The sequence below is a fragment of the Microbacterium sp. CH12i genome, assembly GCF_000685355.1.
Classification (GTDB): domain Bacteria; phylum Actinomycetota; class Actinomycetes; order Actinomycetales; family Microbacteriaceae; genus Microbacterium.
Map to the genome: position 1 here is coordinate 265838 of NZ_JHET01000007.1, position 25853 is coordinate 291690.

The following is a 25853-nucleotide window of genomic DNA, read 5'->3' on the forward strand; positions in this document are numbered from 1 at the left end:
ACATGGAACTCGAATTCGGGCTGGATACCTTCGGCGATATCACCCGAGACGCCAACGGGAGTCTGCTGACGGCGGCGCAAACCATCCGAAACATTGTCGCGCAGGCAGAGCTCGCTGACCGCGTCGGCGTGGACTTCTTCGGCGTCGGCGAGCATCACCGGGTCGAGTTCGCAGTTTCGGCGCCTGAGATGGTGCTGGCTGCGATCGCCTCGCGCACCGAGCGCATTCGCCTCGGGACGGCAGTAACGGTGCTTTCCTCGGATGACCCGGTGCGGGTGTACGAGCGCTTCGCGACGTTGGATGCCGTGTCAAACGGCCGCGCGGAGGTCGTACTCGGCCGTGGATCGTTCACCGAATCGTTCCCACTGTTCGGCTATGACCTCAGCGATTACGAGGCGCTGTTCGAGGAGAAGCTCGAACTGTTTGTCGAGCTTCTGAAAGAAGAGCCAGTCACGTGGTCGGGGACGATGCGTGCCGGTCTCACCAACGCCAATGTGTTCCCCAAAACGGAGAAGGGGCTTCGTACCTGGGTCGGAGTTGGCGGAAGCCCGGAGTCCGTCGTTCGCGTCGCGAGACACGGTCTGGGATTGATGCTCGCCATCATCGGCGGTCCGGCTGCCCGTTTCGTGCCGTTCGTTGAGCTGTATCACCGCTCGATCTCAAGCTTCGGCACACCAGAGCATCCGATCGCGGTTCACTCGCCAGGTCATATCGCGGACACCGATGAGGAAGCCTGGGATGCTGCCTACTCAGGTTTCGAGGCGATGAACAACACCATCGGCAAGGAACGCGGCTGGCCCTCGTACAACCGTGCGCGCTTTCAGAACGATGTGGGTTCCGCGGGCGCGATCTACTCAGGCTCGCCCGAGCGCGTGGCACAGAAGATCGCCGACACGGTGCGCACACTCGGCATCGGCAGATTCGATCTGAAGTACGCCACCGGCACGCTCGGCCACGAGCAGATGATGCGCAGCATTGAGCTGTACGGCACCGAGGTGATCCCGAGAGTCCGGGAGCTGCTCGCATGACCGACGCCGTCCCCAGTCAGTCGTCGCTGGCGGCGCGTCTTGACAATCTGCCTTTCTCGCGCCGTCATATGCGGCTGCTCACCGGCTCCGGAGTCGGCTGGGCGCTCGACGCGATGGATGTTGGACTGATCTCTTTCATCCTCGCCGCGCTCGCGCAGCAGTGGGATATCACGAAGACCGAGAGCGGCTGGATCGCCTCGGTGGGATTCATCGGGATGGCGCTCGGTGCCAGCCTCGGCGGACTACTGGCTGACCGATTCGGACGACGTCAGGTGTTCGCCATAACGCTGTTGATCTATGGCATCGCCACCGGTGTGAGTGCGCTTGCCGGCGGCGTCGCCATTCTGCTGGTGCTGCGTTTCTTCGTGGGGCTCGGCCTCGGTGCAGAACTCCCCGTTGCGTCAACCTATGTGAGCGAGTTCGCGCCGGCACGCATCCGTGGACGGTTGATCGTGATCCTCGAAGCTTTCTGGGCAGTCGGCTGGACGGCCGCAGCACTGATCGGGTACTTCGTGATCCCGGCATCCGACGACGGCTGGCGATGGGCATTCGCCCTCGGAGCCGTTCCGGCGGCCTACGCCCTCTTCGTGCGCTGGGGGCTCCCCGAATCACCCCGCTGGCTCGCCTCGCGCGGACGCATCGCCGACGCAGAGCGAATCGTCGCCAAGTTCGAAGCCGACGCGGACGTCGCTACTAAGCCCGCGATCCGCAGACAACCAGTTTCGCCTGCGATCGCGATGACCGCCGGCGCGCGGCTGAGTACCCTGCTGTCGACGGAGTTCAGAGTTCGAACAGTCTGCATCTGGCTGGTGTGGTTCTGCGTCAATTTCGCCTATTACGGTGCGTTCATCTGGATTCCGAGCATCCTTGTCGACGCCGGGTACGACCTGGTGCGCTCGTTCGGGTTCACGCTGGTGATCACTCTCGCGCAACTGCCCGGATACGCGGTGGCTGCGTGGCTGATCGAAGTGTGGGGACGACGCCTCACGCTCTCGGTCTTCCTCGTTGGCTCGGCCGTTTCAGCAGTATTCTTCGGCAATGCGAGTGGCGAGGCAGCGATCATCGGCTCTGGCATGGCGCTGTCATTCTTCAACTTGGGCGCCTGGGGCGCACTGTATGCCGTCACACCGGAGATTTATCCGACTTCGCTACGTGGCACTGGGGCGGGCTGGGCCGCTGGTGTGGGCAGGATTGCGTCCATCATCGCTCCGCTGCTGGTACCCGTGCTGTTAGCCGCCGGGGGAGCGCCACTGCTGTTCGTGATCTTCGCGGGGTTCTTCCTTGTCGCGGCAGCCGCTGCGTGGGGGCTGGTAGATCGAGGCGGTCAGCCTCTCGACGATCGGTGACCTCCGGGGCTGCCGTGCAGGAATAGGCTGGGCCAGTGACTGGTGTGAAATTTGTGGCTATCGGCGACTCGTTTACAGAGGGTGTGGGCGATGAGTTGCCCGATGGCCGCGCGCGCGGCTGGGCCGACATCGCGGCGCAGGGCTGGGCGGATGCCGCGGGCCACCCCATCCAGTACGCCAATCTCGCGATCCGGGGAAAGCTCGCCTGGCCGATCGTCGAGGAGCAACTCGAGCCAGCGCTCGCACTGAACCCGACGCACCTCTCGTTCAACGGGGGAGGCAACGACATGCTCCGGCCACGGACGAATGTCGAGCACATCGCAGACACCTTCTCGCGAGTGCTGCGTCGATGCGATGAGCAGGGTGTGAGTGTCATCCTGCTGTCCGGTGCAAACCCGTCCGGACAGCTCCCGCTGGGCTCGCTCGTCCAGCGGCGCGGCGATGAACTCTCCGCAGCGGTGCTGCGTCGTGTGGCCGACCGACCAGACGTCGTGCGAGCGCTCAACTGGCCCGATCGAGAGCTTTCCACCGGTCGATACTGGTCAGACGACCGCCTGCACATGAACTCCGCAGGGCACCATCGCGTTGCCGCGCGTGTGCTGCACGCTCTCGGATATGAGCCTCCAACAGAATGGTGGGCTCCCGGCGTGCATTCTCCCGGTGCACCGGGTGGATTCGCGTACTACCGACAGCACGTTGGCCCGTGGGTGCGTCGGCGAATGACTCGCACGTCATCCGGTGACGGACGTACGGCAAAGTACCCCGCGTGGGTCGAACGGGTTCCGCAGTGACTGCGGTGCGGGGGCGTCGGCTTCCGCGTCGTTGGGTGCAACTTTTGATCGGCCTGTTCCTCTATGGAATCGGAATCGCATTTATCGTTCGCGGCGAAATCGGTGCCGCTCCGTGGGATGTGCTCTCACAGGGGATCGCCCGCCATGTGCCGTTGAGCTTCGGCGTGATCACGATCCTGGTTAGTGTCGTCGTGCTGGTGCTGTGGCTCCCACTGCGTCAGCGGTTCGGCATCGGGACCGTGCTGAATGCGCTTCTCGTTGGGCCCTCGGCCGATGTGGGACTAATGCTGATTCCGCCAGGGCAACCGCTGTGGCTTCGCATCGCATTTTTCGTGATCGGCTTGCTGGTGCTCGCGGCCGCCACAGGTCTCTACATCGGTGCGCACTTCGGTCCCGGACCGCGAGATGGTCTGATGACCGGTCTACACAACCGCACTGGTTGGCCGATCTGGATCGTGCGCACGGGGCTCGAGGTCACGGTCGTTGCTATCGGCTGGGCGCTGGGCGGCAACGTCGGGCTGGGCACACTGACATTCGCACTGCTGGTCGGGCCGCTGTGTCAGTACTTCATGCGGATTTTCGCCGTCCCATTGGGAGATGAGACGGAGCGAGTGCGCAAATGAGCGACTTCGAGTTGGCGCGAGTCGGGGCTGGTTCGGTCACGCTGCATGACGCACGACGGAACCAGCATCGAACGGTCGACCTCGAAACCTTCGAGATCGGTGTGTATGCCGTCACGGAAGAGCAGTTTGCCGAGGTACTAGGTATTCCCGCCGAACATCCACGTCGTCCCGCCCGCGACCTGAGTTGGCTGCGTGCCGTGCGCTTCTGCAACGCGGCATCCGAATGGGAGGGTTTGGACCCGGCCTACAGCTTCAATGGTGACGAAATCACCTGGCACGTAGATAGCGACGGGTACCGGCTGCCGACTGAAGCAGAGTGGGAATATGCGTGCCGTGCCGGGTCGACCGGAGCGCACTATGGCCCGCTTTCTGAGATTGCTTGGACAAGTGCGGACGGTGTTAGCTCACCACAGAACATCGGTGGAAAGCTGCCGAACCTGAACGGACTCTTCGACACCCTTGGCAATGTATGGGAGTGGTGCTGGGATTTGCTCGACCCGGCGCGCTATGACGAATATCGTGTTTTCCGTGGGGGCGGTTTCGCCGACGATGCCTGGAGCGTTCGCGCTTCGGTACGTCGCGGGGGAGCGCCGCGCATGCACCACGAGGATGTCGGGATGCGGTTGGCCCGCGGCGGCTTCGACAGCGCGGATGCCGCGCAGGGATGGTCTGCGGCGGCCGACCGCGAACGCGCGGTTTCGGATGAAGCGCTGCCGTCAGGTTGGACGCCGAGACGCGGCTGAATGCGGGTGCGCCGTGGCGGATCCCCGCAGCTCTTGCTCTGCGGATCAATTCCTGGCATTGTCTGACCATGGGTATTGGCACAGGAATCGCATTGTTCGTGATCGGAGCCATCCTCGCGTTCGCACTGAACGTCGAGGTCACATGGCTAGATCTCAATCTCGTCGGATACATCCTGATGGGAGCCGGGGTGGTCGTCTTCATCATTTCGCTGATTCTGGTCGCGCGGCGCCGTCCGCGCGGCGTCCCCACAGACGACACCAGACTATAAGCGCGAAGGGTCTCAGGAACGGCGACGTTCTGGATCCAGCCCGATGCGGATTCGTGTGTGCTTGCGTTCAATGAGGATGAAGGTGGCGCCCACCAGCCAGATCGGAACCTGCGCGAGGAATGCGAGGCGGAAAGCTTCCAGCGAGTAGGTGTCCGGGGTGCCTGCGCCTTGAAGATCGAGTGCCAAACCGATCAGGAAGATCGCGATGAGCGCGGATATGAAACCGCCACCGTTCGTGAGCCCCGTCGCAGTGCTGAGCCTATGCGCAGGATTGTGCGTTCTGGCGTGGTCGAACGCAATCATCGATGCGGGTGCACCGGTGGCGAGGGCGACCGCCAGAGCGTAGAGCATCCAGAGCGGTGCCGGACCCGACTGGAGCAGGATCACGATCCAGGCGATCATCTGAATCGCCACCGCGGGAAGCACGAGAGCGATGGATCGCTGATTCGGCATGCGACCAGATAGGTTTCCGATGATCGGGCCGAGAATCATTCCCGCAACGACATATGTCGAGATGATAGTCGCAGCTTGCGCAGTAGAGACACCCTCGCCTGTGGTGAGGAACGGCATTCCCCAGAGCAGCACGAAGGCGGTTCCCGCGAACGGCGTGGTGAAGTGCGACCAGAACGCCAGTCGTGTTCCAGGATGGGCCCAGGCCGCGCGGATGCCGACACCAGTGTCGATTGCAGACGTCACGACTCGCACGACACCGGTGTCGGTGTTGACGGTGACGTCCGCGTCGAGCTCTGGTGGGCGGTTGCGAATGACGGCCCAGACAAGGATGGCGAAAAGGATGCCGAGGGCGGCGATGCTGCCGAAAGTGATCGTCCAGGTAGTCGAGTGCAGGAGCGCAGCGAGCGGGATCAGCGCAACAAGTTGCCCCGCTTGTCCGATCACACCCGTGAGCTGCACCATGACCGGCCCTCGCTGCGCTGGGAACCAGATGGCGATGAGACGCAATACTGCGGGGAACACCGCGGCGTCGCCCGCGCCGAGAAGGATGCGGGCGACGATCGTGATGCCGATGCTGGGGGAGATGGCGATGGTGAGTTGTCCGAACGCCATCAGGATCATGCCGATCGTGATGATAGGACGCGCGCCATACCTATCGAGCAGCACACCGATCGGTATCTGCATGCCGCCGTATACGGCAAGCTGCACCACCGCGAATAGAGACAGAGTCGAAGCATCCGCCTGAAAACGCTCCGCTGCGTCCACCCCGACGGCTCCGAGAGACGTGCGGTTCGCGACGGCGAGCATATATGCGGCGACGCCGACCGACCAGATCAACCATGCACGCCAGCCGGGCGTGGCAATGGGGGAGAGGTTCTGAGTGCGCACCTTTCAACGCTACTCCGGCATCGCTGCCCTGCGGTCGGTGGCGCTGGCGATCGCGCGGAGAGGAGTGATTGATAGCAGATCATCTTCCAGTTTGATGCTATGCTATCAAAATGCGAACGACAGTTACGCTCGATCCTGACTCCGAGGCGCTGGTTCGCCGTCTTATGGCTGAACACGGCATCTCGTTCAAGCGTGCACTCAACGATGCAATTCGCGGAGGAATGAGCGCCACGGCGTCGCGCAGCAAACGCAGCACTCGTGTGCGACACATGGGGGAGCCCACATTCGATCTCGATCGCGCACTCAGCCTCTCGGGCAATCTCGAGGATGAGGAAGTCATCCGAAAGATGCGGATGGGGAAGTGAGAGTCGTCGATGCCAACGTCCTGCTCTACGCGGTGAATGCAGACGCACGCCACCATGATCGTGCGCTCGAATGGCTCGACCGTGCACTTGCGGGCGAGGATACCGTCGGCTTCAGCTGGATCGCGCTCATCGCCTTCGCGCGTCTCTCGACCCGTGCCGAGATCTTCACGGCGCCGCTCTCACCTGCAGAGGCAATGAATCAGATCGATGAGTGGATCAGTGCTCCGGGTGGACGTGTTCTTCACCCGGGCGAGCGGCACCTCGGCATTCTGACAGGGCTTCTGGAGGATCTCGGCACAGCCGGGAACCTCGTCAACGACGCACACTTGGCAGCGCTGGCCATCGAGCATCGTGCGACTGTCGTTTCGTACGACAACGACTTCTCGCGCTTTACGCGGGCGCGTTGGTCAACACCAGACGATCTGCTGAAGTGATGCTCGCGGTGGCATCCAATCTCAACATGTCAGCTTCAAACTGACATAATGTGCATTATCGGCTTATCTCAATCACGTGGAGGATGAGGTATCTGCAACCGTGAGCCCACCTTGCAGCCAGGCTTCCAGCAGGCTCTTATCGCCGCTCACCGCCAGCACATCGACGAGTCAATGCGAGCTGCGCGTTCAGCAGCCGTCACGGCGGCGTGAGCTTCAACGAACGTCACACGCGACGTGACAACCTACGATGCGCCATCCCACAACGCGCGACACTGATCTTCGCTCTCCTCACTAATAAGCATTGGCACGATGCTTGAGGTATCGAAGTACCCGATCAACCTCGCATCTCGTTGACCAGCTCACTGAGGTGGCGCACAGAACGTCAGGCGCGAACCTCAGGCGCGAACGTAAGCGGCGAGGTACTCGCCTGTCAGCGTTGACTTATCAGCGACCAAGTCCGCCGGTGTCCCCTCAAACACCACGCGCCCACCGTCATGGCCAGCGCCGGGCCCGATATCGACAATCCAGTCGGCGTGCGCCATCACCGCCTGATGGTGCTCGATCACAATCACCGTCTTTCCGGCATCCACCAGACGGTCCAAAAGTTCGAGGATCTTGTCGACATCAGCGAGATGCAGACCCGTCGTCGGCTCGTCCAGAACGTACGTGTCGCCCTTCTCCCCCATCTGAATTGCGAGCTTCACGCGCTGGCGTTCACCGCCAGACAGCGTAGACAAAGGCTGTCCAAGCGAGAGATAACCGAGACCGACATCCTCTAATCGTCCAAGGATCGCCGCTGCCGCCGGCAGCTTCGCGTCACCCTCTGAGAAGAAGACGCGCGCCTCCGCTACCGGCAGATCAAGAACTTCGGTGATGTCTTTGCCACCCAAGGTGTACTGCAGCACATCCGCCTGGAAGCGCTTACCGCCGCAGTCTTCACACAGCGTTTCAATCGTGTCCATGAATCCGAGTTCGGTGATGATGACGCCTGCGCCCTTACAGGTAGGGCAGGCGCCCTCTGAGTTGGCGCTAAACAGCGCAGGCTTCACACCATTAGCCTTCGCGAATGCCTTTCGGATCGGCTCAAGCAAGCCCGTGTATGTCGCGGGATTGCTGCGACGTGACCCTCTGATCGCCCCCTGATCAATCGCGCTCACGCCTTCACGCCCAGAAACCGAGCCATGGATCAACGAGCTCTTCCCTGAACCTGCCACTCCGGTAATAACCGTCAACACACCCAGCGGAATATCGACATCAACGTCTTGAAGGTTGTTCGCGGTCGCGCCACGTACTTCAATGGCGCCGTGCCCGGATCGCACCTGGGTCTTCAACGATGCGCGGTCATCGAGATGGTTGCCGGTGAGTGTGCCACTGGCTTTGAGCCCCTCGACCGAGCCTTCGAAACAGACACTGCCGCCCGCGCTACCTGCCCCAGGACCGAGGTCGACGACGTGATCTCCGCTCGCAATTGTCTCTGGCTTGTGTTCGACAACGAGCACCGTGTTGCCTTTGTCACGCAATTTCAACAAAAGAGTGTTCATGCGCTGGATGTCGTGCGGATGCAGGCCGATCGTCGGCTCGTCGAAGACGTAGGTCACATCGGTGAGAGACGAGCCGAGGTGTCGCAACATCTTGATGCGCTGCGCTTCTCCCCCAGATAGCGTTCCCGACGGCCGGTCCAGGCTGAGGTACCCGAGCCCCAACGTCACGAACGCATCGAGGTTGGCGCTGAGTGCGTCTAACAACGGCGCTGCGTGCGGCAGCTTCAGCGCGCCTACCCAGTCGGCCAGATCGGTCACTTGCATGCGACATGCATCCGCAATACTCACCCCATCGATCTTCGAGGAGCGTGCGCCTTCTGTCAGCCTGGTGCCGTCACATTCCGGGCACGTCGCGAAGGTCGCAACCCGCTCTACGAAAGCGCGAATGTGAGGCTGCAACGCATCGAGATCTTTAGTGAGCATCGACTTCGTGATCTTGGGGATGAGGCCCTCATAGGTCATGTTGATGCCGGAGATCTTGACCTTGGTCACTTCGCCGTAAAGGAAGAGTTGGCGCTGCTTCTCGGTGAAATCAGCGATCGGCTTGTTCGCCGGGTAGAAACCAGATTGCGAGAAGCCCTTCACCATCCAGCCGTCCGCTGTGTAACCCGGCACCATGATGGCGCCGTCATCCAGCGACTTGGATTCATCGATGATCTGGGCGAGGTCAAGGTCAGATACCGCTCCCCTGCCTTCGCATCGGGGGCACATCCCACCGAGATAGATCGCATCCTTCACAATCTTCTTCTCGCCGCTCGCGCCCGTCATGACACCGCTGGCCTTCTGCGTCGGAATGTTGAACGAGAACGCCGTCGGACCGCCGATATACGGCTCCCCCAGCTTGCTGAACAAGATACGCAGCATTGCATTCGCATCTGTGACCGTGCCTACAGTCGATCGAGGGTTAGCGCCGAGTCGTTCCTGGTTGACGATGATCGACGTGGTGAGCCCCTCGAGCACATCAACATCAGGACGCGGCACCGATGGCATGAATCCCTGCACGAAGGCGCTGTAGGTCTCATCGATCATCCGACGGGATTCAGCCGCAATGGTGTCAAACACCAGCGAGCTCTTCCCCGATCCTGACACTCCCGTGAATACAGTCAGCCGGCGTTTGGGGATATCGACGCTGACATCTTTGAGGTTATTCTCACGCGCACCTTGCACGCGGATCAGGTCATGGGCGTCAGCAAGATGAGTCGTATCAGACATCTTCAACCTTCGTGGGATCATCAGGCGGGACCGAAGTGGCGAAATGCCGTTCCGATCCTGCCACGAACCGGCGACACTGCGGAGGAACTGAGCGCTACGCTGAGCACATCCCTCACAGGACCTTCACAGAGAGGCTCCACACCATGTCTGAAACCCTCACCGAGGCAAAGTCCCTTTTCAAAACAATCCGCGTGACCTTGGCAATTTCCGGCGCCATCGCACTAATCGCAGGAATCATTCTGCTGGTGTGGCCCCTTAAGACGGCCGTACTCGTGACGGGCATCGTCGCGTCCTATCTGATTGTCGCCGGTATCGTCTACGTCGGGCTCGGAATCTTCTCCGGCAAGAAGGGTGGTTGGGCGCGCATCGGACACATCGTCCTCGGCTTGCTCTATATCGCGGCGGGAATCATCGCATTCCTGAATCTCCAGGCAGTCACCGTCACGCTGGCCTTCATCACCGTCATCTTCATCGGCATCAGCTGGATCGTGGACGGCGTTGTCGCACTCACCCTGCTCCACAAAGACGGTTCGAGGGCGTGGACCATCATCTACGCGATCCTCAGCATCATCGCCGGCATCATCGTCATCTTCTCGCCGCTGCTCGCGGCGGTTGCACTGTGGTGGATCCTGGGCATCAGCCTTGTCGTGCTCGGCATCATCCAGATCGTCCGTGCCATCACGCTTGGTCGCGACGAGAAGGCAGCCACGGCCGCGTTCGCGTCAAGTGGCACTCCTGCCGCATAAGTCCTTAGTGCGTCGAATGGCCCCGTCCCGCGATAGCGGACGGGGCCATTCGAGTACCACCTACTCCGCGACGAAGTCGCTCGTGTCGCCGACGAGTCGGGTGTTGTCTGCGGGTACCGGCTCGACGGCAGCAAGTGCAACCTCGGCGGCGAATTCTGCCACGTTGTAGAGCTTGCCCGCTGACTCGCGGCGCTCGGCGATCGCGCCGGGGTTTGCGCGCTCGAGCAGCGTCGCGGTGATCGTTCCTTCGATCATGTCGCCGGAGACGACGGTGAAGCCGATGCCCTTTTCTGCGAGTGATGGAACAAGTTCGCGCAACGCATCCTCGCCAGCACGCTTCGACAGAGCGACCGGCTCGTACTCCGGCATCGTCTTGGTCGTACGAATGAAATGTGCCTGATGGCTGGTCACGAAAATTACTCGTGATCCTTCGCCGAGCAGTGACAGTGCGGCGTTGAGGACGCTGAGCTGTGCATCGCGGTTGAGCGTGAGAGCGTAGTCCGCGGCCATGCCAGATTCCATGCCGCCGGAAGCATTCAGCACGAGCACGTCGATGTGTCCGTACTCGGCACGGACCTGTTCCATCATTTCGGCGACAGATGCTGGATCCGTGAGGTCTGCTCCGACGACGAGCGCGCGTCCACCGAGTTCACGAAGCTGAGTGGCGAGCTTCTCGGCACGCGGTGCTTTGTTGCGGAAGTTGATGACGACGTCTGCGCCGGCCTCAGCAAAGTAGCGGACGGTATCTGCGCCAACGCCCCGCGAAGAGCCGGTAACAAGAGCAACTTTTCCGGCGAGGGAACCTGCGGGAAGAACGTCGGACACGGTGACTCCTTGTGGTGCGTGGAATGCCGCGAAAAAACGCGGCCACATCACCTTATCAATGCGCTTTCCAGACCCCGGTAACGTCACAGCCGCGTGGTAGGTTGACGGCAAAGGAGGACACATGAATGACGCATCTGTCTTCATCGATCTGGTTGGCGAGTGGGCGTGGATCGGCTGGCTCATCCTGATCGCGGTGTTCCTCGTGATCGAAATGCTCAGTCTCGATTTCACGTTCCTTATGCTGGGCCTCGGCAGCGCCGTTGGCCTGCTCACCGGTCTGTTCGGGCTGCCGGTCTGGGCGCAGCTGATCATCGCTGCCGCAGCGGCCGCTCTGTTCATCCTCGTCCTGCGGCCTCCGCTATTGAAGCGGCTCCATCGTGGTGAAGATCCGACGAAGTCTAACGTCGACGCGCTCATCGGCCTCCGTGGCACAGCGCTCGACGAGATCACGCAGATCTCGGGTCAGGCGAAGCTCCGCAACGGAGATACATGGACGGCCCGCTCGGAATCTGCCATCGCCATCCCCTCTGGCGCCCCGGTTGCGGTATCCGCGATCAACGGTGCGACCGCCATCGTCCGTCCCGTAAACGACTAGGAGACACCGTGAACGAATCCTCGTTCATCCCCACCGCAATCGGATGGATTCTCGCCATCGCGGTCATCATCTTCGTGGTGGTGACTGTCGCACGGTCCATCCGGATCATTCCGCAGGCCACCGCTGGCGTCGTCGAACGCCTGGGCCGCTACCACAAGACGCTCATGCCGGGTCTGAACATCCTCGTGCCTTTCATCGACCGGCTTCGTCCGCTCATCGACATGCGCGAGCAGGTCGTGTCGTTCCCGCCGCAGCCGGTGATCACCGAAGATAACCTGGTCGTCTCGATCGACACGGTCGTCTACTTCCAGGTGACAGACGCTCGCGCCGCGACATATGAGATCGCGAACTATCTCGGTGCTGTTGAGCAGCTCACGACCACCACCCTCCGAAATGTCGTCGGTGGGCTGAACCTCGAAGAAGCTCTCACCAGCCGCGACAACATCAACGGGCAGCTGCGCGTAGTCCTCGACGAGGCCACCGGAAAATGGGGTATTCGCGTTGGACGTGTCGAGCTCAAGGCCATCGACCCGCCCCTCTCGATCCAGGACTCCATGGAGAAGCAGATGCGCGCCGAGCGTGACCGCCGCGCCGCGATCCTGACCGCCGAGGGAACAAAGCAGTCCGCGATCCTCGAAGCAGAGGCGCCCGCCAGGCAGAGATTCTTCGCGCCGAAGGCGACAAGCAGGCTGCAGTGCTGCGCGCACAGGGTGAGGCCGAAGCAATCCAGAACGTCTTCACTGCCATCCACCAGGGTGCCCCGGACGACAAGCTGCTTGCGTACCAGTACCTGCAGATGTTGCCGAAAATCGCCGACAGCGAGTCGAGCAAACTGTGGATCATCCCGAGCGAGCTCACCGAGGCGCTCAAGGGAATCGGCAGTGCGTTCACGCCGCGCCCCGGCACCGAACAGCCTCCGGCTGGCACTCCCGGCGCGTGACGCACCCGTTCTTCTCCAAGACACGGCATCCTCGAGTTTTCGCTCATCGCGGTCTCGCGTCGGCGACGAACGATAATTCGACGGGCCCAGACGCAAAAAACGGCGGCTCGACGGTGTGGGAAAACACCGCTGCCGCATTCGCTGCTGCGCATGCCGTGGGCGCCGAGTACATCGAGACCGACTGCAGGGTTACGGCCGATGGCGACGTCGTGCTGTTTCACGACGAGACGCTGACGCGCCTGTTAGGCATTGATCGTCTCGTCGCTGAAGTGCGCACCGCCGAACTTGCCGAGCTTCTCGCGCCACACGGTGGCCTGCTCACCGTCTCGGAGATGCTCGAGATGTTCCCCGACATGCGCTTCAACATTGATGTGAAAACGGATGCCGCAGCCGCTCCCCTGGGCCCGATCGTCGCCCCGCACTCGCACCGAGTGCTCCTGACTAGTTTTTCGGATGCCAGGCGCAGACGCGCCGTTGGCGCGGTGATGGATGCCGGGGCCGAGGTTCGCCCTGCGACCTCTGCGGGGCAGCAGAGCATGATCTGGGTCCGGCTGCTCAGCATGCTTCGCCTCTCTCCCCAGCGCGTGCTGCGCGACATCGACGCACTGCAGATACCGGAGCGCTACGGGCGCGTGAAGGTGCTGACGCCAGCGCTGCTGCGCGCGGCACACCGTCACGATGTCGAAGTGCATGTGTGGACGGTGAACGATCCCGAAGACATGCAGCGGCTGATCGCTGCCGGTGCCGACGGCATCGTCACAGATCGCGCTGACATCGCTGTGAAGACCCTCTTCTGAAACGGGCCTTCACAGGGCTGAGATTCGACTGTGAATACCCGCGAGGTTCTGCCCGCGTTGAGCAGGTGCACAGGCGAGAGCGGTATACCTGACAACGACGAGAGGACCACAAAATGGCAGATCGCAGCCTGCGCGGCATCCGACTCGGCGCCCAGAGCCTACAGAGCGAAGAGGGCGTCGTTTTCATGGAACGCCGCGAAACAATTTACAAGTGTGATGTGTGCGAGCACGTGACCACCCTGATGTTCTCGGCAGAAGCCGAGCCGCCGCAGACGTGGGAGTGTCGTTCGTGCGGCGCAGCCGCAGTCCTGCGGGTCGATGGTGAGCGCATCACGCCGGACGCCACCGACGAGAAGGTCGCCCGCACTCACTGGGACATGCTTCTTGAGCGTCGTTCGCGTGCAGAGCTGGAAGAGCTTCTCGAAGAGCGTCTCGCATTCGTCCGCGCACGTCGCGGCGCCGGAGAAGAGAAGATCGGCGCTTAGCGTCGACGACGGGCGCGCCACCACCCGATAACAAGCGCGCCCAGGCCGCCCCAGAGCAGCAGCTGCTGCAACCAGGGCCCTAGGATAACTCCCGCTGTGAGGCCGGAGCGCAGCTCGACATCTTCGAGCATCGCTCCGGCCTCGTCCGCGTTAAGGGACGCGATTGTTGTCCCATCCGGCCGAATGATCTGGCTGGTGCCGACGGTGGAGACGTTGACGACGCTACGGCCGGTTTCGATCGCACGCATGCGGGCAAACGCGAGTTGCTGCAGGTTCTCGTCGGTGCCGCGGAAGTCTGCGTTGTTGGTCTGGAACACCAGCACTTGCGCGCCGCCGTGCATCCCCTCAGCAATGACGTCGTCGTAGATCACGTCGAAGCAGATCGCGAGGCCTACCATGACGCCGTCCACGTCGATCAGCGGCGGGTTCGTGCCGTGGGAGTACTCGCGCCCGATCAATCCGATCAGGTCGGGAACGATCGCGTTGTAGAAAGCGCGGTCTGGTACGTACTCGCCGAAAGGTACCGGGTACCGCTTGTCGTGAATCTGCTCGGCAGTGCCGTCCTGAGTCCAGAGCATCGACGTGTTGAAGTATTCGTCCCCACGGCCAGTGGCGGCGTTAGCGAGGAGTGGCGCATCGATGCGCGACGTGATCATCGTCATGCGTCGTGCGAGCGTCGCATCCTGGAACGGGTCGCTGTCCAGCCCGCCTTCGGGCCAGACCAACAGATCCATATCTTGGCCATACAGCGGCTCGGTGGCCTCCGTCTGGGCCTGGATGACCGCGTATGGTTCCCGTTCGTCAAAATAGCCGTTGGGGCCATTGCCCTGCACCGCGCCGATGCGCATGGTTCCGGCGGGAGTCGTCGGGAACGCCGGAGTCACCAACAGGAGGAGGATGAGCGCCGCTGGCACGAGCAGCCGCACGGGCCGCCGCCACAGCCGGAGACGAACGCTCTCGACCAGCATCGCCACCGCGAACACAATCAGGAAGCTCAGACCGCTGACGCCGACCCACGAGGTGAGCGCGGCCAGCGGGCTCTCCGACTGCGTCATGCCCAGGCGCGCCCAGGGGAACCCTGTGTAAGGCCAGGAGCCGAGGAAGAGCTCTTGCCCTACCCAGAGCGCTGCGACGACTGCGGGGAGCCCTAGGAGGCGCCCCAGCGTCCCGGGAAAGGCCTGTGGAAGCCACCGGTACGCCAGTGCGATCAGTATCACCGCGACAGCCGTCAGGGCGGCCTCCAGCAGCGCAAGCGCTGCCCACGGAATGACTCCGAGGTAACGCGAAGTCCAGGAGACGAGCAGGAAGTAGAACACCGCACCGTAAACGAACCCGACCAGTAACGCTCCCCCGGCCCGCCGCCCGATCAGAGCGAGCAACAGCAGCGCGACGGAGGGAAACGCCAACCACCACACGCTGGCAGACGGGTACGCAAGATCCATGAGGAATCCGGCCACCGCTGCCACGGGGACGGCGAACCAGAGTGGCAGGAGTGGGCGGAGCCGGCGCGCTGGGTCGGCGGAGGGTGATCGCATCCGTCTCATTCTCACATTGAGGAGTACGCGACGATGCCGCGACGCACACCGTCCAGGGCGTGCCGGGCAGTGCGAGCGATCTCGCCATCTTCGGCGACGATCGAAAGCTGATCGAGCAGATCAATCGTCTGCTTTGCCCATCGCACGAAGTCGCCGGCTGCCATATCGGCATCAACGAGGACGCGATCAAGCAGTGCGCCGCGCGCCCAAGAGTGCATCGCCCCCGCAAGACCAGCCGCGAGCGGCTCAGATCCTGGCAACTGGTGATCTTGTTCGAGATCGTCCAACTCTGCCCAAAGCTCAGTGGTTTTCTCATACGCAGCACGGAAGGCGCCGCGCGGCAGCCCACGCTCGCCCGAGTTAGCTTCATCTCGTCGCGGCTCGTAGACGAGGCAGCACGCCATCGCCGCAAGCGATGGCGCATCCAGACCCTTCCAGAGTCCCTGGCGCAGCGACTCCGCGACGAGCAAATCGCGCTCTCCGTAGATGCGGCGCATCGTGCGGCCGGCATCCGTCAGCGTGGTCCCGTCACCGTCGCCGTTGACATAGTCGAGCGTCGCGAGCACGTCGACGACACGATCGAACACTCGCGCCACGGTTCCGGTGCGGGTCTCGATCTGCTTGCGAGTGCGGTCGGTCTGCCGCTTGAGATTCCAGTAGCGCTCCGCCCAGCGAGCGTGAGCTTCACGATCGGGGCAGCCATGGCAGGCATGCCGTTGCATTCGCGTGCGCAGACCTTGGATGCGCTTCAGCCGCTTCTCACGTGCCACGCGCGGTGCGTTCGAGTCCTGCCGATTCTTCTTCTCGAGGTCGCTGAGTTCGCGGCGGACGCCGGCGTAGTCGAGGAAGTCGCCGCGCTCGCACACCATCGCGCTGAGGTAACCGGTGAGGGACGTTTCTGCCTCGCGTACCTGGCGGGCAAGGCCCACCACCGCGCGATCTGCCTGGAACTGGGCAAACGATGATTCCAAGACCTGGCGCGCCCGCGCGCGACCGAACATGTCGATCAGATTGACGGCCATGTTGTATGTGGGTCGGAAGCTGGAGTTCAGCGGGTACGTGCGACGCGACGCGAGCGCGGCAACCGCCTGCGGGTCCATGCCTTCGGTCCACTGCACCACTGCGTGGCCTTCGACGTCGATCCCTCGCCGTCCGGCACGCCCGGTGAGCTGGGTGTACTCCCCCGATGTGATGGCAACGCGTGCTTCGCCGTTGAACTTCTCCATCTTCTCGAGCACGACGGTGCGTGCCGGCATGTTGATGCCGAGCGCGAGCGTTTCCGTCGCGAAGACCACCTTGACCAGCTTGCGCCGAAACAGCTCTTCGACGACTTCTTTGAAGGCGGGCAAGAGGCCTGCGTGGTGCGCGGCGATGCCGCGCTCGAGGTTCTCTACCCATTCGAAATACCCGAGCACTCCGAGGTCTTCGTCCTGAAGATTTCGAGTGCTCTCCTCAACCAGGCCGCGAATCTCGGCGCGTTCTTCTGGCGACGTCAAGCGGATGCCGGAACGCCGCACCTGTTGCACTGCAGCGTCGCAACCGACGCGGCTGAAGATGAAGAAGATCGCCGGCAGCAGGTTGGTGCGCTCCAACAGTTGGATGACGTCTGGACGGTCCATCCGCTCGATGCGCTGCGCATTGCTTGCGCGCACCGGGCGGCGTCCTCCGCGCTGCGCGCGAGGGCCTTGACGACCCGCGTGCCGCGCGCTTGTCGTCGCCTGGGCGCGCCGGTTGCTGTCGTAGTTCGATCCGGTAAAGGAGCGGATTCGCATCAACTCCTGATTCACCTTCGCCGTGGCAATTCCGGCTCGATCATCGAACAGCGGCAGCAGATCATCACGTACGAGCACGTGCTGCTCGAGCGGTACCGGCCGGATTTCCGAGACGATGACCTCGGTATCGCCGCGCACGGTGTCGAGCCAGTCGCCGAATTCTTCGGCGTTCGAAACCGTCGCGCTCAGAGAAACCAGCCGCACCTGCGACGGCAGGTGAATGATGACCTCTTCCCATACCGCCCCGCGGAACCGGTCAGCTAAGTAGTGCACCTCATCCATGACGACGTAGCGCAGATCGTTCAGCGCCGCAGAGTCGGCATAGATCATGTTTCGCAGTACTTCGGTCGTCATGACGACGATGCGCGCGTTGCCGTTGATATTCGTGTCGCCGGTGAGCAGCCCCACCTGGTCAGCGCCGTAGACATCAACGAGTTCACGGAACTTCTGGTTCGACAGTGCCTTCATCGGCGTCGTGTAAAACGCCTTGTCTGCGGGTGTCTGCATCGCAAGGTGAATCGAAAATTCCCCGACGATCGTCTTACCAGCACCAGTAGGGGCCGCCACGAGTACGCTGTGTCCGCGCTCGAGGGCGTGGCATCCTTCAATCTGGAACGGGTCAAGGTCGAACTTCTGTCGTGCTGCGAACGCTTTCGTCTCTGGATGCGAAGCCCCGTCGCGCGCGGCAGCGTAACGCTCGGCCGGGGAACTCATTCGGCGACGTCCGGCAGGAGGCCTTCGGCCTTCAAGCGCTTGTTCTTTCGCCGGTCGAACAGCATCGACAGGCCGGCTGCTGCGAAGAACAGCACGACCAGGATGCCTGCCAGCATCAGCATGCTGACGACGTCCGCTGCGGGTGTCGCAAGAGCAGCAAACACCGTGGCGAGCAAGACAGCGACACGCCACCCCTTGATGATGGCCAGCCCAGACATGATCCCGGCGACGTTTAGTGCCACGAGGAAGACCGGCAGAACGAAGGACACACCGACCACGAGCATGAGTTTCAGGCTGAAGTCGTAGAACAGCTTCGCGTCGTAGAGGTTGTTCGCGCCCTCCGGCGTAAACGTCGCCATAAGTTCGATCACATGTGGCACGACGAGAGCGCCGACGTAGCATCCTGCGAAGAAGAGCGGGATTGCTGCCGCGACGAAACCGATCGTGTATCTGACCTCTTTGCGGGTGAGACCCGGCATGATGAATGCCCAGATCTGCCATAGCCACACGGGTGCCGCCAGGAAAATTCCGAGCGAAAAGGCAATGCGCATCCGCAGGTCGAAGGGCGAGGTCACGGAGGAAAACGTCAAGCCCACGAGGTCATCACCACGCTCGGCGGCGATCCTTTGAACCGGTTCAGTGATGAAGGCGATGACGGGGTCGGAGAGAAAGAATCCCAGGATCATCGCGACGACCAGTGCGGCCGCGGAAATCATCAGCCGTCGGCGCAACTCCACGAGGTGGGCGCCGAGCGACATGCGGCGTTCATTGCGTGGCTTGTCACTCGCGGCCGACTGCTTGTCGAGCGCGGTCACAGTCGTCAGGAAGTGGTGTTGCGGCTATCAGAACCCGGCGTCGCGCCCGGCTCTGAGGATGTCGTGGTGGTTGTGACGTCTGCCACAGCCTGTTCAGACTTACCGTCTTCTTCCTTCATGGCCTTCATCTCACCTTTGAAGACGCGAGCCGACTGTCCCATGCTCTTGGCCAGCGCCGGCAGCTTTGCAGCGCCGAACAACAACAGAATGACGAGTACGAGTACGAGCAGATGCCAACCGGTCAATCCAGCCATGATTCCCTCCAGGGATCGAAGTCTTTGTGCAGTCTACCTGCGGCAACCTTTCTACGGGCGTCGATAGAGGGCGAGTCCGTCCGCAGCCCAGTCCTTCGTCGCTGTCCGCGCGACCCCAGGATCCTGAACGACAAGTTCACCGCCGAAGCGGCCCGCGAGGCGTTTGATACTCCGCGGATCCGCCATCCGGATGCGAACCGTCGTAACGCCATCGTGGGTCTCGGCATTGTCGGCGCGGAGATAGTCACCGAGAAGTGGCACGAGACGCTCGGGAAGCCGGACGGTCACCTCGTCGTCATCGCCGAAAGTGGTGAACCCCTCGGGCAGGGTGTCGTCGGCGTGGGTGATGGGGATATCGGTGAGTTCCGGGGCGCTCACGCGATCGAGATGGAACGTACGCATCGCCTGGCGCAGGTGACACCAGCCCTGCAGATACCACTGGCCGTTGGTGATCAGAACCTGCACCGGATCGACCGTGCGGATAGTGGCCGCAGCATCCGGCGCCTGATAGCGGAACGAGACCGCTACTTGGCTGCTCAGCGCATCTGCGACGACGTCGCGCACCGCATCAACCGCGCTGGGGACGATGACCACGTCGGCCGGAGCATCCGCCGCCGCACGCGAGAGCTTGGCGAGCAGACCCGCCACCAGACCGGAATCAGAAATCGCTGGCACGGCAGCGACCATCTGCAGACCTGCCAGCAGAGCAGCGGCTTCGCGAGCAGTGAATCGCGGCACCCGACGCAGACCGACGTCGTTCGTGATCTCGATGATGTCTTCTTCATCGAGCAAATCCCAGTTGATGTCGAACATCTCGTGCGGCTGTTGCCAATATCCGCCCTCACCGGGCAGACCAATGACCGTGAGCTTCTCGACCATGCTGCGCATGTCCGCGACTGTGATGTTGAATTCGCGGGCGGCATCTTCCAGGGAGACCTGTCCGCGCTCGATCAGGTACGGCACGAGTGTGAGGTAGGCGCGCACGCGATCTGCCGCGAGAAGTGGCTTCGGCTGTTCTGCCATCACGACTCCGCTCCCCCACTATGCGTCGCGACAATCGCAGTAAGACGCGCGACGACCGCATCACGAAGCAACTCTGGTTCAACTACCCGCACCTCCGGGCCATAGGAGGCGATCTCGTCAGCGAAGATATGCACGTCGACGAAGGGCACGCTGAAGCCCTGAACCTCTGCGGTCGCACGACGACCGAGCCGAAGGGCAGCTTCCGTCCCTGGCGTGATTTCCAGAAGTGCAGTGTTTCGGGCAGCGACAGCCTCGAGGCCGGCAAGGGCACGGTCGCCGGCGCCGTCACGCAACCCGGGGTCGAAGGTCTTCTTCGTCACGGTTACTGCGCCAATGATGCGGCTCAGCAAGAATGTGCGTTCGTCATCAGCGTCGACATCAATGCCGTAGACATGCCAGCGTGCCTCATAGTCGAGGAGCGCGAGCGGCTCCATCTGACGCCGCCGGGGAGACTGCTCCCCCGGCTTCAGATACTCAAAAGTGACGATCCTGCAGGTCTCAATGGCGTTCTGCAGAGGCGCGAAGCTTTCTTCTCGCGTCGTGATGCGCGGCGCAAAGCCGATGATCGGCTCGTCCCCGTCGATACCCAGTGCGCGGATCTTGCGTACGCCGGCTTGCGCGTCGGCAGACGACGACTCCGCGCTCCACACGCTGCCTGCGAGCCGCAGCACAGCAAGCTCGGCCGCGCTGAATTCGAGGTCGGCCGGAAGATCGTATTCCGCTTTCGGGATGCGATACCTGGCCTCCCGAAGATCGTTCGGGTCGCTGGAGTCGCCAATCGTCTCGATTGGAACGCCGAGGGTACGTAATTCGTCCTTGTCACGCTCGAACATCTTCTCGAGAGCATCCGTCCGCGCGCCTGCTTCTGCACGTTGGCGGTACCCGGAGATGTTGTCGAGGATCTGTTGCTTTGTGAGCCCGATCTCCGTAGCCATCAGCGCCACGACGAGATTCGTCAGGCGTTCCTCGGGAGGGATCCGGGTGGCCATCACTGTTGCGGAGCAGCAGGCGGGTCGATACCGAGGATGTCGACGACGAATACGAGTGTCGCATTCGGCGGGACGGCTCCGGAGCGGCCTCTTTGTACCCGAGCTCAGGCGGGACGACGATCAGCACCTGCGAGCCGACGGTCTGACCGATCAGCCCCTCACTGAAGCCGGGAACGACGCCGGAGAGGGGGAAGCTCGCTGCCCCGCGATCCCACGACGAGTCGAAGACTGTCTTCTCGTCCCACGTCACACCGGTGTAGTTGACGAGCACGGTGTCGTCCTTGGCGATCTTCTCGCCCGCGCCCTTGATCAGCGTCTGAATCTGAAGGTCTTTGGGCGGCGCACTGTCGGGAACGATGATTCCGGGTCGTCCGTCTGGCGCACGCACGACGGTAGGCATTCCGCCTGCGTCGTTGAACTGCAGCGCGCCGTCGGCCTTGGCCGGGTACACCTTGACCACGTCAAACACTGCGATTACCGCTTCGTCAGCTTCAAGTTTGAAGCCTGCGAGGTTCTGCGCGCCGAAGTCTTCAGGAGAGATCACCGAAAGAATGCGGGAGCCTTCGGTGGCGCACTCGAGCGCGGTTCCGAATGCGGGCACTCGCTGGGCCCAGTAGTCGACGCTGACAAGCTGTGCCGCGTCCTGATCGTATGCAGTTCCTACAACTGACTTGCCGGTCTTGCCCGAGAACAGTTCGAACTCAACGACCGCGCTCTGCGTCGGGCTCGTGAGCGCGGGGCCATCACCGACGATCACGTCGCCGAAAGCACTCTTCTGCGCCCCAATCGGCGTGAACACCTCGACATCGGGCTTGGTACCGATGTCACCAGTCACTGTTGCGAGGTCCTCGATGCCGCTTGTCGATGCGGCACGGTCACACGCCGCACCGTCGTATGTGGACGGCGCAGCGCACCCGGTCAGGGCGACGAGGGCGAGGCTGAGTGTGGCCAGAGCGGCAGACGTTTTACGCACGCGTTCCAGTCTATTGCGAACGTTGCTCTGAGTCGCGCGATGCCGCGGCCGAGAGAGCGCCATCAGCCGCTTTTGTGGCTTCACGGACGCGCTTGCGCAGGTTCTTATCGGTGATTTCACGATCGCCGACAGCTCCGGGGGTCCACTGCTCCACGTCGTCGTCGCCATAGCTGGACTTCGATGCACGACGCTTGACTTCCGGTGCGATGGTGTCCGGTGCGAGTCGCCGCGCGGTCAGGAGGAAGCCGGTGTGCGCGACCATTCGGTGATCGGGGCGCACGGAGAGGCCTTCGACATGCCAGCCCCGCACCATCGTCTCAGAGGCATCGGGGTCGGTGAACATACCCGTTCCGCGGATGTACTCAGCGACGCGCGACAGTTGCGTGGCTGTCGCGATGTAGCAGAGCACCACACCGCCCGGAGTGAGAGCATCGGCCACGACATCCATGACCTCCCATGGTGCGAGCATGTCGAGAACGACGCGATCAACAGTGCCGGCGGGCAATTCGGCAGGAAGCGCGTCGAGCAGGTCACCGACGATGACCTGCCAGGTTTCGGGGGTCTTGCCGAAGAACGTCGTGACGTTTGCTTTGGCGACCTCAGCAAAGTCTTCGCGCCGTTCGAATGACACCAGCCGACCATCGCTTCCCACTGCACGCAGCAGCGAAAGCGAGAGCGCACCAGAGCCGACACCGGCTTCAACAACGGTCGCGCCGGGGAAGATGTCTGCCTGCATCACGATCTGAGCGGCATCTTTCGGATACACGATTGCAGCACCCCTGGGCATCGACATCGCGAAGTCGCGAAGCAGCGGGCGCAGCACCAGGTACTCGTGACCTGCGCTGTTGACTACAACAGAGCCGTCCGGCAACCCGATCACATCACTGTGCTTGAGTACACCGTGGTGGGTATGCAGTTCACCGTCTGGACTCAACGTCGTGGTGTGCATCCGGTTCTTGGGGCCGGTGAGCTGTACGCGATCGCCCTCACGGAATGGACCGCTGGCTCGCGTTGACGCGAGGCTCATCGCAACGACTCCACAGCCTGTGCCGCCTTCGTCGTGGCGTAGAGGTCAATAATGTCTGAGGCGGTACGGCCCTCAAGCGTCGGCCAGAGAGCGTGCGCTCCAAATCCGTCCAACGGAATCATGTGCGGCACGCCGAGTGTCACGGCGCCAGACGCGATGCCCGCGCGCAGCCCTGTGCCGGAGTCCTCGATCACGAGAGCTTCCTCGATGTCGATGTCCAACAGCGCCGCCGCCTGCAGATACGGCTCTGGGTGTGGCTTGGGATTGAGCACATCATCACCTGCGACGATGTGCTCAAAGGCGTCGAACTCGATGAGGTCGACCACGCTGAGCGCCATCCGCCGCATCGACATCGTCACCAACGCCGTACGGATTCCGGCCGCATGCAGATCTCTCAAAAGTTCTTTGGCTCCGGGCCGAAACGGCACACCCTGTGTGATCAGGGCGGTGCGCACATCATCCGTGAGCTTTGCGACAATCGCTTCCGGCTCCATGTCGACACCGACAGCGCGAAGCAGCTTCGCGCTGTCGAGAAGCCCGCTGCCAACGAGCTGCAGCGCCTGCTCGTGCGACCAGCTGCCCCCGAACGATTCCACCATCGCGGTCTCCGCCGCCATCCAATACGGCTCGGTATCCACCAGTGTTCCATCCATGTCCCAGAGGACTGCGCGCGGCTTTTGACTCACCGCACCATGCTAGCCCGCGTGTGCGCACACCCCAGGCGCGGACTAGCTGGAGGGGTACTCGCGTTTCGCAACTGGAAGGAGAACTCGATGGATGCGCTGGGAAATCGCATTGTCGTCGTCGCCTTCGATGGTTGGAACGATGCCGGAGAAGCGGCAAGTGGCGTCATCGAAGTGCTGCGCGAGGGCTCTGACTACGAGCTCGTGCACTCGGTGGACCCCGAGCAATACTTCGACTATCAGTACACCCGCCCGTCCTCGAAGATGGACGCCACCGGACACCGCGAACTCCGCTGGCCAGAGGCCGCACTGTGGCGCCCGTCCGAGCCGCCGACCGATGGCTCCCCTGAGTTCTGGCTCCTCACGGGAGTAGAGCCCGCACGCACCTGGCAGGCATTCGCGAATGAGTTCATCGACGTCGCGTTGCGCGATGATGTGACCGGGTTCCTCACGCTCGGCGCCATGCTCTCCGATGTTCCACACACCCGCCCGATCTCGATCTTCGCCGCGAGTTCCAACGAGCAGGTCCGCGAGGCGCTCAGCGTCGAGCGCTCGCTCTACGAGGGGCCGGTCGGTATTCTCAGCGTCTTCGAGCACTTCGCCGAACAGGCCGGCATTCCGACTGCGAGCCTGTGGGCAAGCGTGCCGCACTACGTCGCCACCGCGGCGCCCTCCCCGAAGGCGACTCTCGCTCTGCTCGATCGGCTGCACGAACTCACCGGCGTCGATGTTCCCCGCGAGCGGCTGCGCACCGAAGCTGCAACGTGGGAGGTTTCGATTGACGCGGCCGCCGCCGATGACGAAGAGATGACCGAGTACATCCACCAGCTGGAGCGCACCAGAGACACCTGGGACTCCCCCGAAGCATCCGGCGATGCCATCGCGCAGGCCTTCGAGCGCTACCTGCGTCGCCGAGGCGATGGCCCCGGCGACCACAAGCGCTAGGTGTACTTCCCCGTGAGGTTGTGAACGCGTTCTGAGGGGGTCTTGCCGCCGATGCCGGTGTGGGGTCTGTGGTGATTGTAGTGATGGAGCCAGGTCTCGTAGGCGGCGGCTCGCTCGGATTCGCTGGCGTAGGGTCTCGCATATGCCCACTCGACGGCGAGGGTCCGGTTGAATCGCTCGACTTTCCCGTTGGTCTGCGGCCGATACGGTCTGGTCCACTTGTGCTTGATGGTTTCGCCGAGCGCGGCAGCGAACGCGTGGGGATCGGTAGCAGGCGCCGTTGTCGGTCATCACCGCGGTCACGGTCACGCCGAGGCTGGCGAAGAACGCGTTCGCACGAGTCCAGAACCCGGCCGCGGTCTCCTTGCGCTCGTCGTCGAGGATCTCCGAGTACGCGACACGTGAGTTGTCGTCCACGGCATGGTGCAGGTATCGGTAGCCGCGGGATTCTGCCCCGCCGGCACGGGTGGCTTTGCCGCGGACGACGCCGGCAGCGCGGTCCTGGGCGGATCCGCGGCCGTGGACCCGCCATCCCCCGCCGTCGGGGATGCGGCCCTGCTTCTTGATGTCCACGTGCACCAGCTGGCCCGGTGAAGCGACCTCATATCGTTTCGGTGTCGACTTACGCACCGGCAGCCCGGTGGCCTGATCGACGTGAGTCAGCTTCGGCATGCCATATCGGGCCAGCACACGCCCGACCGTCGAGCGATGCAACCCCAGGTGATACGCGATCCGGTGCGGGCCCCACCGGCGCGTGAGCCGCAACGCGACGATGCGCCGCTCGGTCTTGCGTGGCAGCTGGCTCGGTGACCTCCGCGGCCTCGAGCTGCGGTCCGTCAGCGGCAGCCCAGCCCGACACCGATCCACCCACCGTTTCGCTGTCGCCGGCGAGCACTGAAACCGTTCCGCAGCGCGGCGAAGCGACCATCCATCCTGAGTTATCAACAGGGCAAGGCGCCGGCGCCCCTCAGGAGTCAACGGAGCATTAGCGTGTGTCATGGAGACCTCCGGTTTAGAGATGCGAGTGTGGTAACCCACATCC

At 62.7% G+C, this 25853-nt stretch carries 25 protein-coding genes and 2 pseudogenes; 14 read left to right on the top strand and 13 right to left on the bottom strand.

The genetic code is table 11. From position 1 onward, the window contains the following. Window positions 1-2 precede the first annotated feature (2 nt). The 6 genes from DC31_RS09720 (at window position 3) to DC31_RS09745 (ending at window position 4800) form a co-directional block, all read left to right on the top strand. Window positions 3-1028, top strand: a complete 1026-nt coding sequence (locus tag DC31_RS09720) for an LLM class flavin-dependent oxidoreductase (protein ID WP_036279377.1) — start codon at window positions 3-5, stop codon at window positions 1026-1028. Further along, a complete protein-coding gene (locus tag DC31_RS09725) occupies window positions 1025-2374 on the top strand; it encodes an MFS transporter (RefSeq protein ID WP_036279379.1) in 1350 nt (449 codons plus the stop codon). Before DC31_RS09720 ends, DC31_RS09725 begins: the two co-directional genes overlap by 4 nt. 44 nt (window positions 2375-2418) lie before the next feature. Next, window positions 2419-3165 carry an SGNH/GDSL hydrolase family protein gene (locus tag DC31_RS09730; RefSeq protein ID WP_036279841.1) on the top strand — a complete coding sequence of 249 codons (747 nt, stop codon included), beginning with the start codon at window positions 2419-2421 and terminating at the stop codon, window positions 3163-3165. Window positions 3166-3200: 35 nt separating this feature from the next. Next, window positions 3201-3788 carry a membrane protein YczE gene (gene yczE / locus DC31_RS09735; RefSeq protein ID WP_235201425.1) on the top strand — a complete coding sequence of 196 codons (588 nt, stop codon included), beginning with the start codon at window positions 3201-3203 and terminating at the stop codon, window positions 3786-3788. Next, complete coding sequence (locus tag DC31_RS09740) at window positions 3785-4531, top strand: formylglycine-generating enzyme family protein (protein ID WP_036279380.1); 747 nt, start codon at window positions 3785-3787, stop codon at window positions 4529-4531. The genes yczE and DC31_RS09740 overlap by 4 nt, the downstream gene beginning before the upstream one ends. Window positions 4532-4599: 68 nt before the next feature. After that, complete coding sequence (locus DC31_RS09745; RefSeq protein WP_036279382.1) at window positions 4600-4800, top strand: DUF6458 family protein; 201 nt, start codon at window positions 4600-4602, stop codon at window positions 4798-4800. 12 nt (window positions 4801-4812) lie between these two features. On the opposite strand, the gene DC31_RS09750 is transcribed toward DC31_RS09745, so the two are convergent. Beyond that, a complete protein-coding gene (locus DC31_RS09750; protein ID WP_152545401.1) occupies window positions 4813-6060 on the bottom strand; it encodes an MFS transporter in 1248 nt (415 codons plus the stop codon). 191 nt (window positions 6061-6251) lie between these two features. On the opposite strand from DC31_RS09750, the gene DC31_RS09755 reads away from it, so the two are divergent. Together DC31_RS09755 and DC31_RS09760 are read left to right on the top strand one after the other, a co-directional pair. Then, the gene (locus DC31_RS09755) at window positions 6252-6506 is read left to right on the top strand and encodes a hypothetical protein (protein ID WP_036279387.1); all 255 of its coding nucleotides are present in this window, start codon (window positions 6252-6254) and stop codon (window positions 6504-6506) included. After that, window positions 6503-6940: a type II toxin-antitoxin system VapC family toxin gene (locus DC31_RS09760; protein WP_036279388.1), complete on the top strand. Its 438-nt coding sequence runs from the start codon at window positions 6503-6505 to the stop codon at window positions 6938-6940. The genes DC31_RS09755 and DC31_RS09760 overlap by 4 nt, the downstream gene beginning before the upstream one ends. Before the next feature lie 395 nt (window positions 6941-7335). Here DC31_RS09760 and DC31_RS09765 read toward each other — a convergent pair whose 3' ends face one another. Continuing rightward, complete coding sequence (locus DC31_RS09765; protein ID WP_036279389.1) at window positions 7336-9693, bottom strand: ATP-binding cassette domain-containing protein; 2358 nt, start codon at window positions 9691-9693, stop codon at window positions 7336-7338. Window positions 9694-9836: 143 nt separating this feature from the next. Here DC31_RS09765 and DC31_RS09770 point away from each other — a divergent pair, with 143 nt between their 5' ends. Next, the gene (locus DC31_RS09770; protein ID WP_036279390.1) at window positions 9837-10439 is read left to right on the top strand and encodes an HdeD family acid-resistance protein; all 603 of its coding nucleotides are present in this window, start codon (window positions 9837-9839) and stop codon (window positions 10437-10439) included. Between the two features lie 60 nt (window positions 10440-10499). Here DC31_RS09770 and DC31_RS09775 read toward each other — a convergent pair whose 3' ends face one another. Continuing rightward, window positions 10500-11264: an SDR family oxidoreductase gene (locus tag DC31_RS09775; protein ID WP_036279844.1), complete on the bottom strand. Its 765-nt coding sequence runs from the start codon at window positions 11262-11264 to the stop codon at window positions 10500-10502. A gap of 121 nt (window positions 11265-11385) precedes the next feature. On the opposite strand from DC31_RS09775, the gene DC31_RS09780 reads away from it, so the two are divergent. From DC31_RS09780 to DC31_RS09795, 4 genes and pseudogenes are all read left to right on the top strand, one after another. After that, window positions 11386-11859 (top strand): NfeD family protein, encoded by a 474-nt coding sequence (locus DC31_RS09780; protein WP_036279391.1) that lies wholly within the window; start codon window positions 11386-11388, stop codon window positions 11857-11859. Window positions 11860-11867: 8 nt separating this feature from the next. Then, a pseudogene (locus DC31_RS09785) lies at window positions 11868-12799 on the top strand (SPFH domain-containing protein). Next, window positions 12796-13596 (top strand): glycerophosphodiester phosphodiesterase family protein, encoded by an 801-nt coding sequence (locus DC31_RS09790; RefSeq protein WP_036279393.1) that lies wholly within the window; start codon window positions 12796-12798, stop codon window positions 13594-13596. The pseudogene DC31_RS09785 and the gene DC31_RS09790 overlap by 4 nt, the downstream one beginning before the upstream one ends. A gap of 113 nt (window positions 13597-13709) precedes the next feature. After that, a complete protein-coding gene (locus DC31_RS09795; protein ID WP_036279396.1) occupies window positions 13710-14081 on the top strand; it encodes an RNA polymerase-binding protein RbpA in 372 nt (123 codons plus the stop codon). Here the strand turns inward: DC31_RS09795 and lnt are convergent. From lnt to DC31_RS09840, 9 genes are all read right to left on the bottom strand, one after another. Next, window positions 14078-15616, bottom strand: coding sequence for an apolipoprotein N-acyltransferase (lnt, locus tag DC31_RS09800; RefSeq protein WP_051606699.1), 1539 nt, complete (start codon window positions 15614-15616; stop codon window positions 14078-14080). The two genes, DC31_RS09795 and lnt, sit on opposite strands and share 4 nt — an antisense overlap. Window positions 15617-15627: 11 nt before the next feature. After that, the gene (locus tag DC31_RS09805; RefSeq protein ID WP_036279399.1) at window positions 15628-18102 is read right to left on the bottom strand and encodes a DEAD/DEAH box helicase; all 2475 of its coding nucleotides are present in this window, start codon (window positions 18100-18102) and stop codon (window positions 15628-15630) included. Then, a complete protein-coding gene (gene tatC, locus DC31_RS09810; RefSeq protein ID WP_051606772.1) occupies window positions 18099-18860 on the bottom strand; it encodes a twin-arginine translocase subunit TatC in 762 nt (253 codons plus the stop codon). The genes DC31_RS09805 and tatC overlap by 4 nt, the downstream gene beginning before the upstream one ends. Window positions 18861-18922: 62 nt before the next feature. Then, window positions 18923-19174: a twin-arginine translocase TatA/TatE family subunit gene (tatA, locus tag DC31_RS09815; RefSeq protein ID WP_036279403.1), complete on the bottom strand. Its 252-nt coding sequence runs from the start codon at window positions 19172-19174 to the stop codon at window positions 18923-18925. A gap of 48 nt (window positions 19175-19222) precedes the next feature. Then, on the bottom strand, window positions 19223-20194 hold the full coding sequence (locus DC31_RS09820; protein ID WP_036279404.1) for a helix-turn-helix transcriptional regulator: 972 nt from the start codon (window positions 20192-20194) through the stop codon (window positions 19223-19225). Next, window positions 20194-21129, bottom strand: a complete 936-nt coding sequence (locus DC31_RS09825; protein ID WP_235201426.1) for a helix-turn-helix transcriptional regulator — start codon at window positions 21127-21129, stop codon at window positions 20194-20196. The genes DC31_RS09820 and DC31_RS09825 overlap by 1 nt, the downstream gene beginning before the upstream one ends. Continuing rightward, window positions 21014-22156, bottom strand: coding sequence for an FKBP-type peptidyl-prolyl cis-trans isomerase (locus DC31_RS19420; RefSeq protein ID WP_160173219.1), 1143 nt, complete (start codon window positions 22154-22156; stop codon window positions 21014-21016). Before DC31_RS19420 ends, DC31_RS09825 begins: the two co-directional genes overlap by 116 nt. Before the next feature lie 10 nt (window positions 22157-22166). After that, window positions 22167-23183, bottom strand: a complete 1017-nt coding sequence (locus DC31_RS09835) for a tRNA (adenine-N1)-methyltransferase (RefSeq protein WP_036279406.1) — start codon at window positions 23181-23183, stop codon at window positions 22167-22169. After that, window positions 23180-23869: an HAD family hydrolase gene (locus DC31_RS09840; RefSeq protein ID WP_268748233.1), complete on the bottom strand. Its 690-nt coding sequence runs from the start codon at window positions 23867-23869 to the stop codon at window positions 23180-23182. The genes DC31_RS09835 and DC31_RS09840 overlap by 4 nt, the downstream gene beginning before the upstream one ends. A gap of 87 nt (window positions 23870-23956) precedes the next feature. Here DC31_RS09840 and DC31_RS09845 point away from each other — a divergent pair, with 87 nt between their 5' ends. Further along, window positions 23957-24811, top strand: coding sequence for a PAC2 family protein (locus DC31_RS09845; RefSeq protein ID WP_036279412.1), 855 nt, complete (start codon window positions 23957-23959; stop codon window positions 24809-24811). Here DC31_RS09845 and DC31_RS17625 read toward each other — a convergent pair. Further along, a pseudogene (locus DC31_RS17625) lies at window positions 24808-25810 on the bottom strand (IS481 family transposase). The gene DC31_RS09845 and the pseudogene DC31_RS17625 sit on opposite strands and share 4 nt — an antisense overlap. Window positions 25811-25853: the final 43 nt, after the last annotated feature.

Excerpts from the sequence above, each read along its gene's own strand:
- DC31_RS09720 (WP_036279377.1), top strand. The coding sequence starts at position 3 with ATGGAACTCGAATTCGGGCTGGATACCTTCGGCGATATCACCCGAGAC.
- DC31_RS09725 (WP_036279379.1), top strand. The coding sequence starts at position 1,025 with ATGACCGACGCCGTCCCCAGTCAGTCGTCGCTGGCGGCGCGTCTTGAC.
- DC31_RS09740 (WP_036279380.1), top strand. The coding sequence starts at position 3,785 with ATGAGCGACTTCGAGTTGGCGCGAGTCGGGGCTGGTTCGGTCACGCTG.
- DC31_RS09745 (WP_036279382.1), top strand. The coding sequence starts at position 4,600 with ATGGGTATTGGCACAGGAATCGCATTGTTCGTGATCGGAGCCATCCTC.
- DC31_RS09750 (WP_152545401.1), bottom strand. The coding sequence starts at position 6,060 with ATGCTCGCCGTCGCGAACCGCACGTCTCTCGGAGCCGTCGGGGTGGAC.
- DC31_RS09755 (WP_036279387.1), top strand. The coding sequence starts at position 6,252 with ATGCGAACGACAGTTACGCTCGATCCTGACTCCGAGGCGCTGGTTCGC.
- DC31_RS09765 (WP_036279389.1), bottom strand. The coding sequence starts at position 9,693 with ATGTCTGATACGACTCATCTTGCTGACGCCCATGACCTGATCCGCGTG.
- DC31_RS09770 (WP_036279390.1), top strand. The coding sequence starts at position 9,837 with ATGTCTGAAACCCTCACCGAGGCAAAGTCCCTTTTCAAAACAATCCGC.
- DC31_RS09780 (WP_036279391.1), top strand. The coding sequence starts at position 11,386 with ATGAATGACGCATCTGTCTTCATCGATCTGGTTGGCGAGTGGGCGTGG.
- DC31_RS09795 (WP_036279396.1), top strand. The coding sequence starts at position 13,710 with ATGGCAGATCGCAGCCTGCGCGGCATCCGACTCGGCGCCCAGAGCCTA.
- lnt (WP_051606699.1), bottom strand. The coding sequence starts at position 15,616 with ATGCGATCACCCTCCGCCGACCCAGCGCGCCGGCTCCGCCCACTCCTG.
- DC31_RS09805 (WP_036279399.1), bottom strand. The coding sequence starts at position 18,102 with ATGAGTTCCCCGGCCGAGCGTTACGCTGCCGCGCGCGACGGGGCTTCG.
- tatC (WP_051606772.1), bottom strand. The coding sequence starts at position 18,860 with ATGTCGCTCGGCGCCCACCTCGTGGAGTTGCGCCGACGGCTGATGATT.
- DC31_RS09820 (WP_036279404.1), bottom strand. The coding sequence starts at position 20,194 with ATGGCAGAACAGCCGAAGCCACTTCTCGCGGCAGATCGCGTGCGCGCC.
- DC31_RS09825 (WP_235201426.1), bottom strand. The coding sequence starts at position 21,129 with ATGGCTACGGAGATCGGGCTCACAAAGCAACAGATCCTCGACAACATC.
- DC31_RS09835 (WP_036279406.1), bottom strand. The coding sequence starts at position 23,183 with ATGAGCCTCGCGTCAACGCGAGCCAGCGGTCCATTCCGTGAGGGCGAT.
- DC31_RS09845 (WP_036279412.1), top strand. The coding sequence starts at position 23,957 with ATGGATGCGCTGGGAAATCGCATTGTCGTCGTCGCCTTCGATGGTTGG.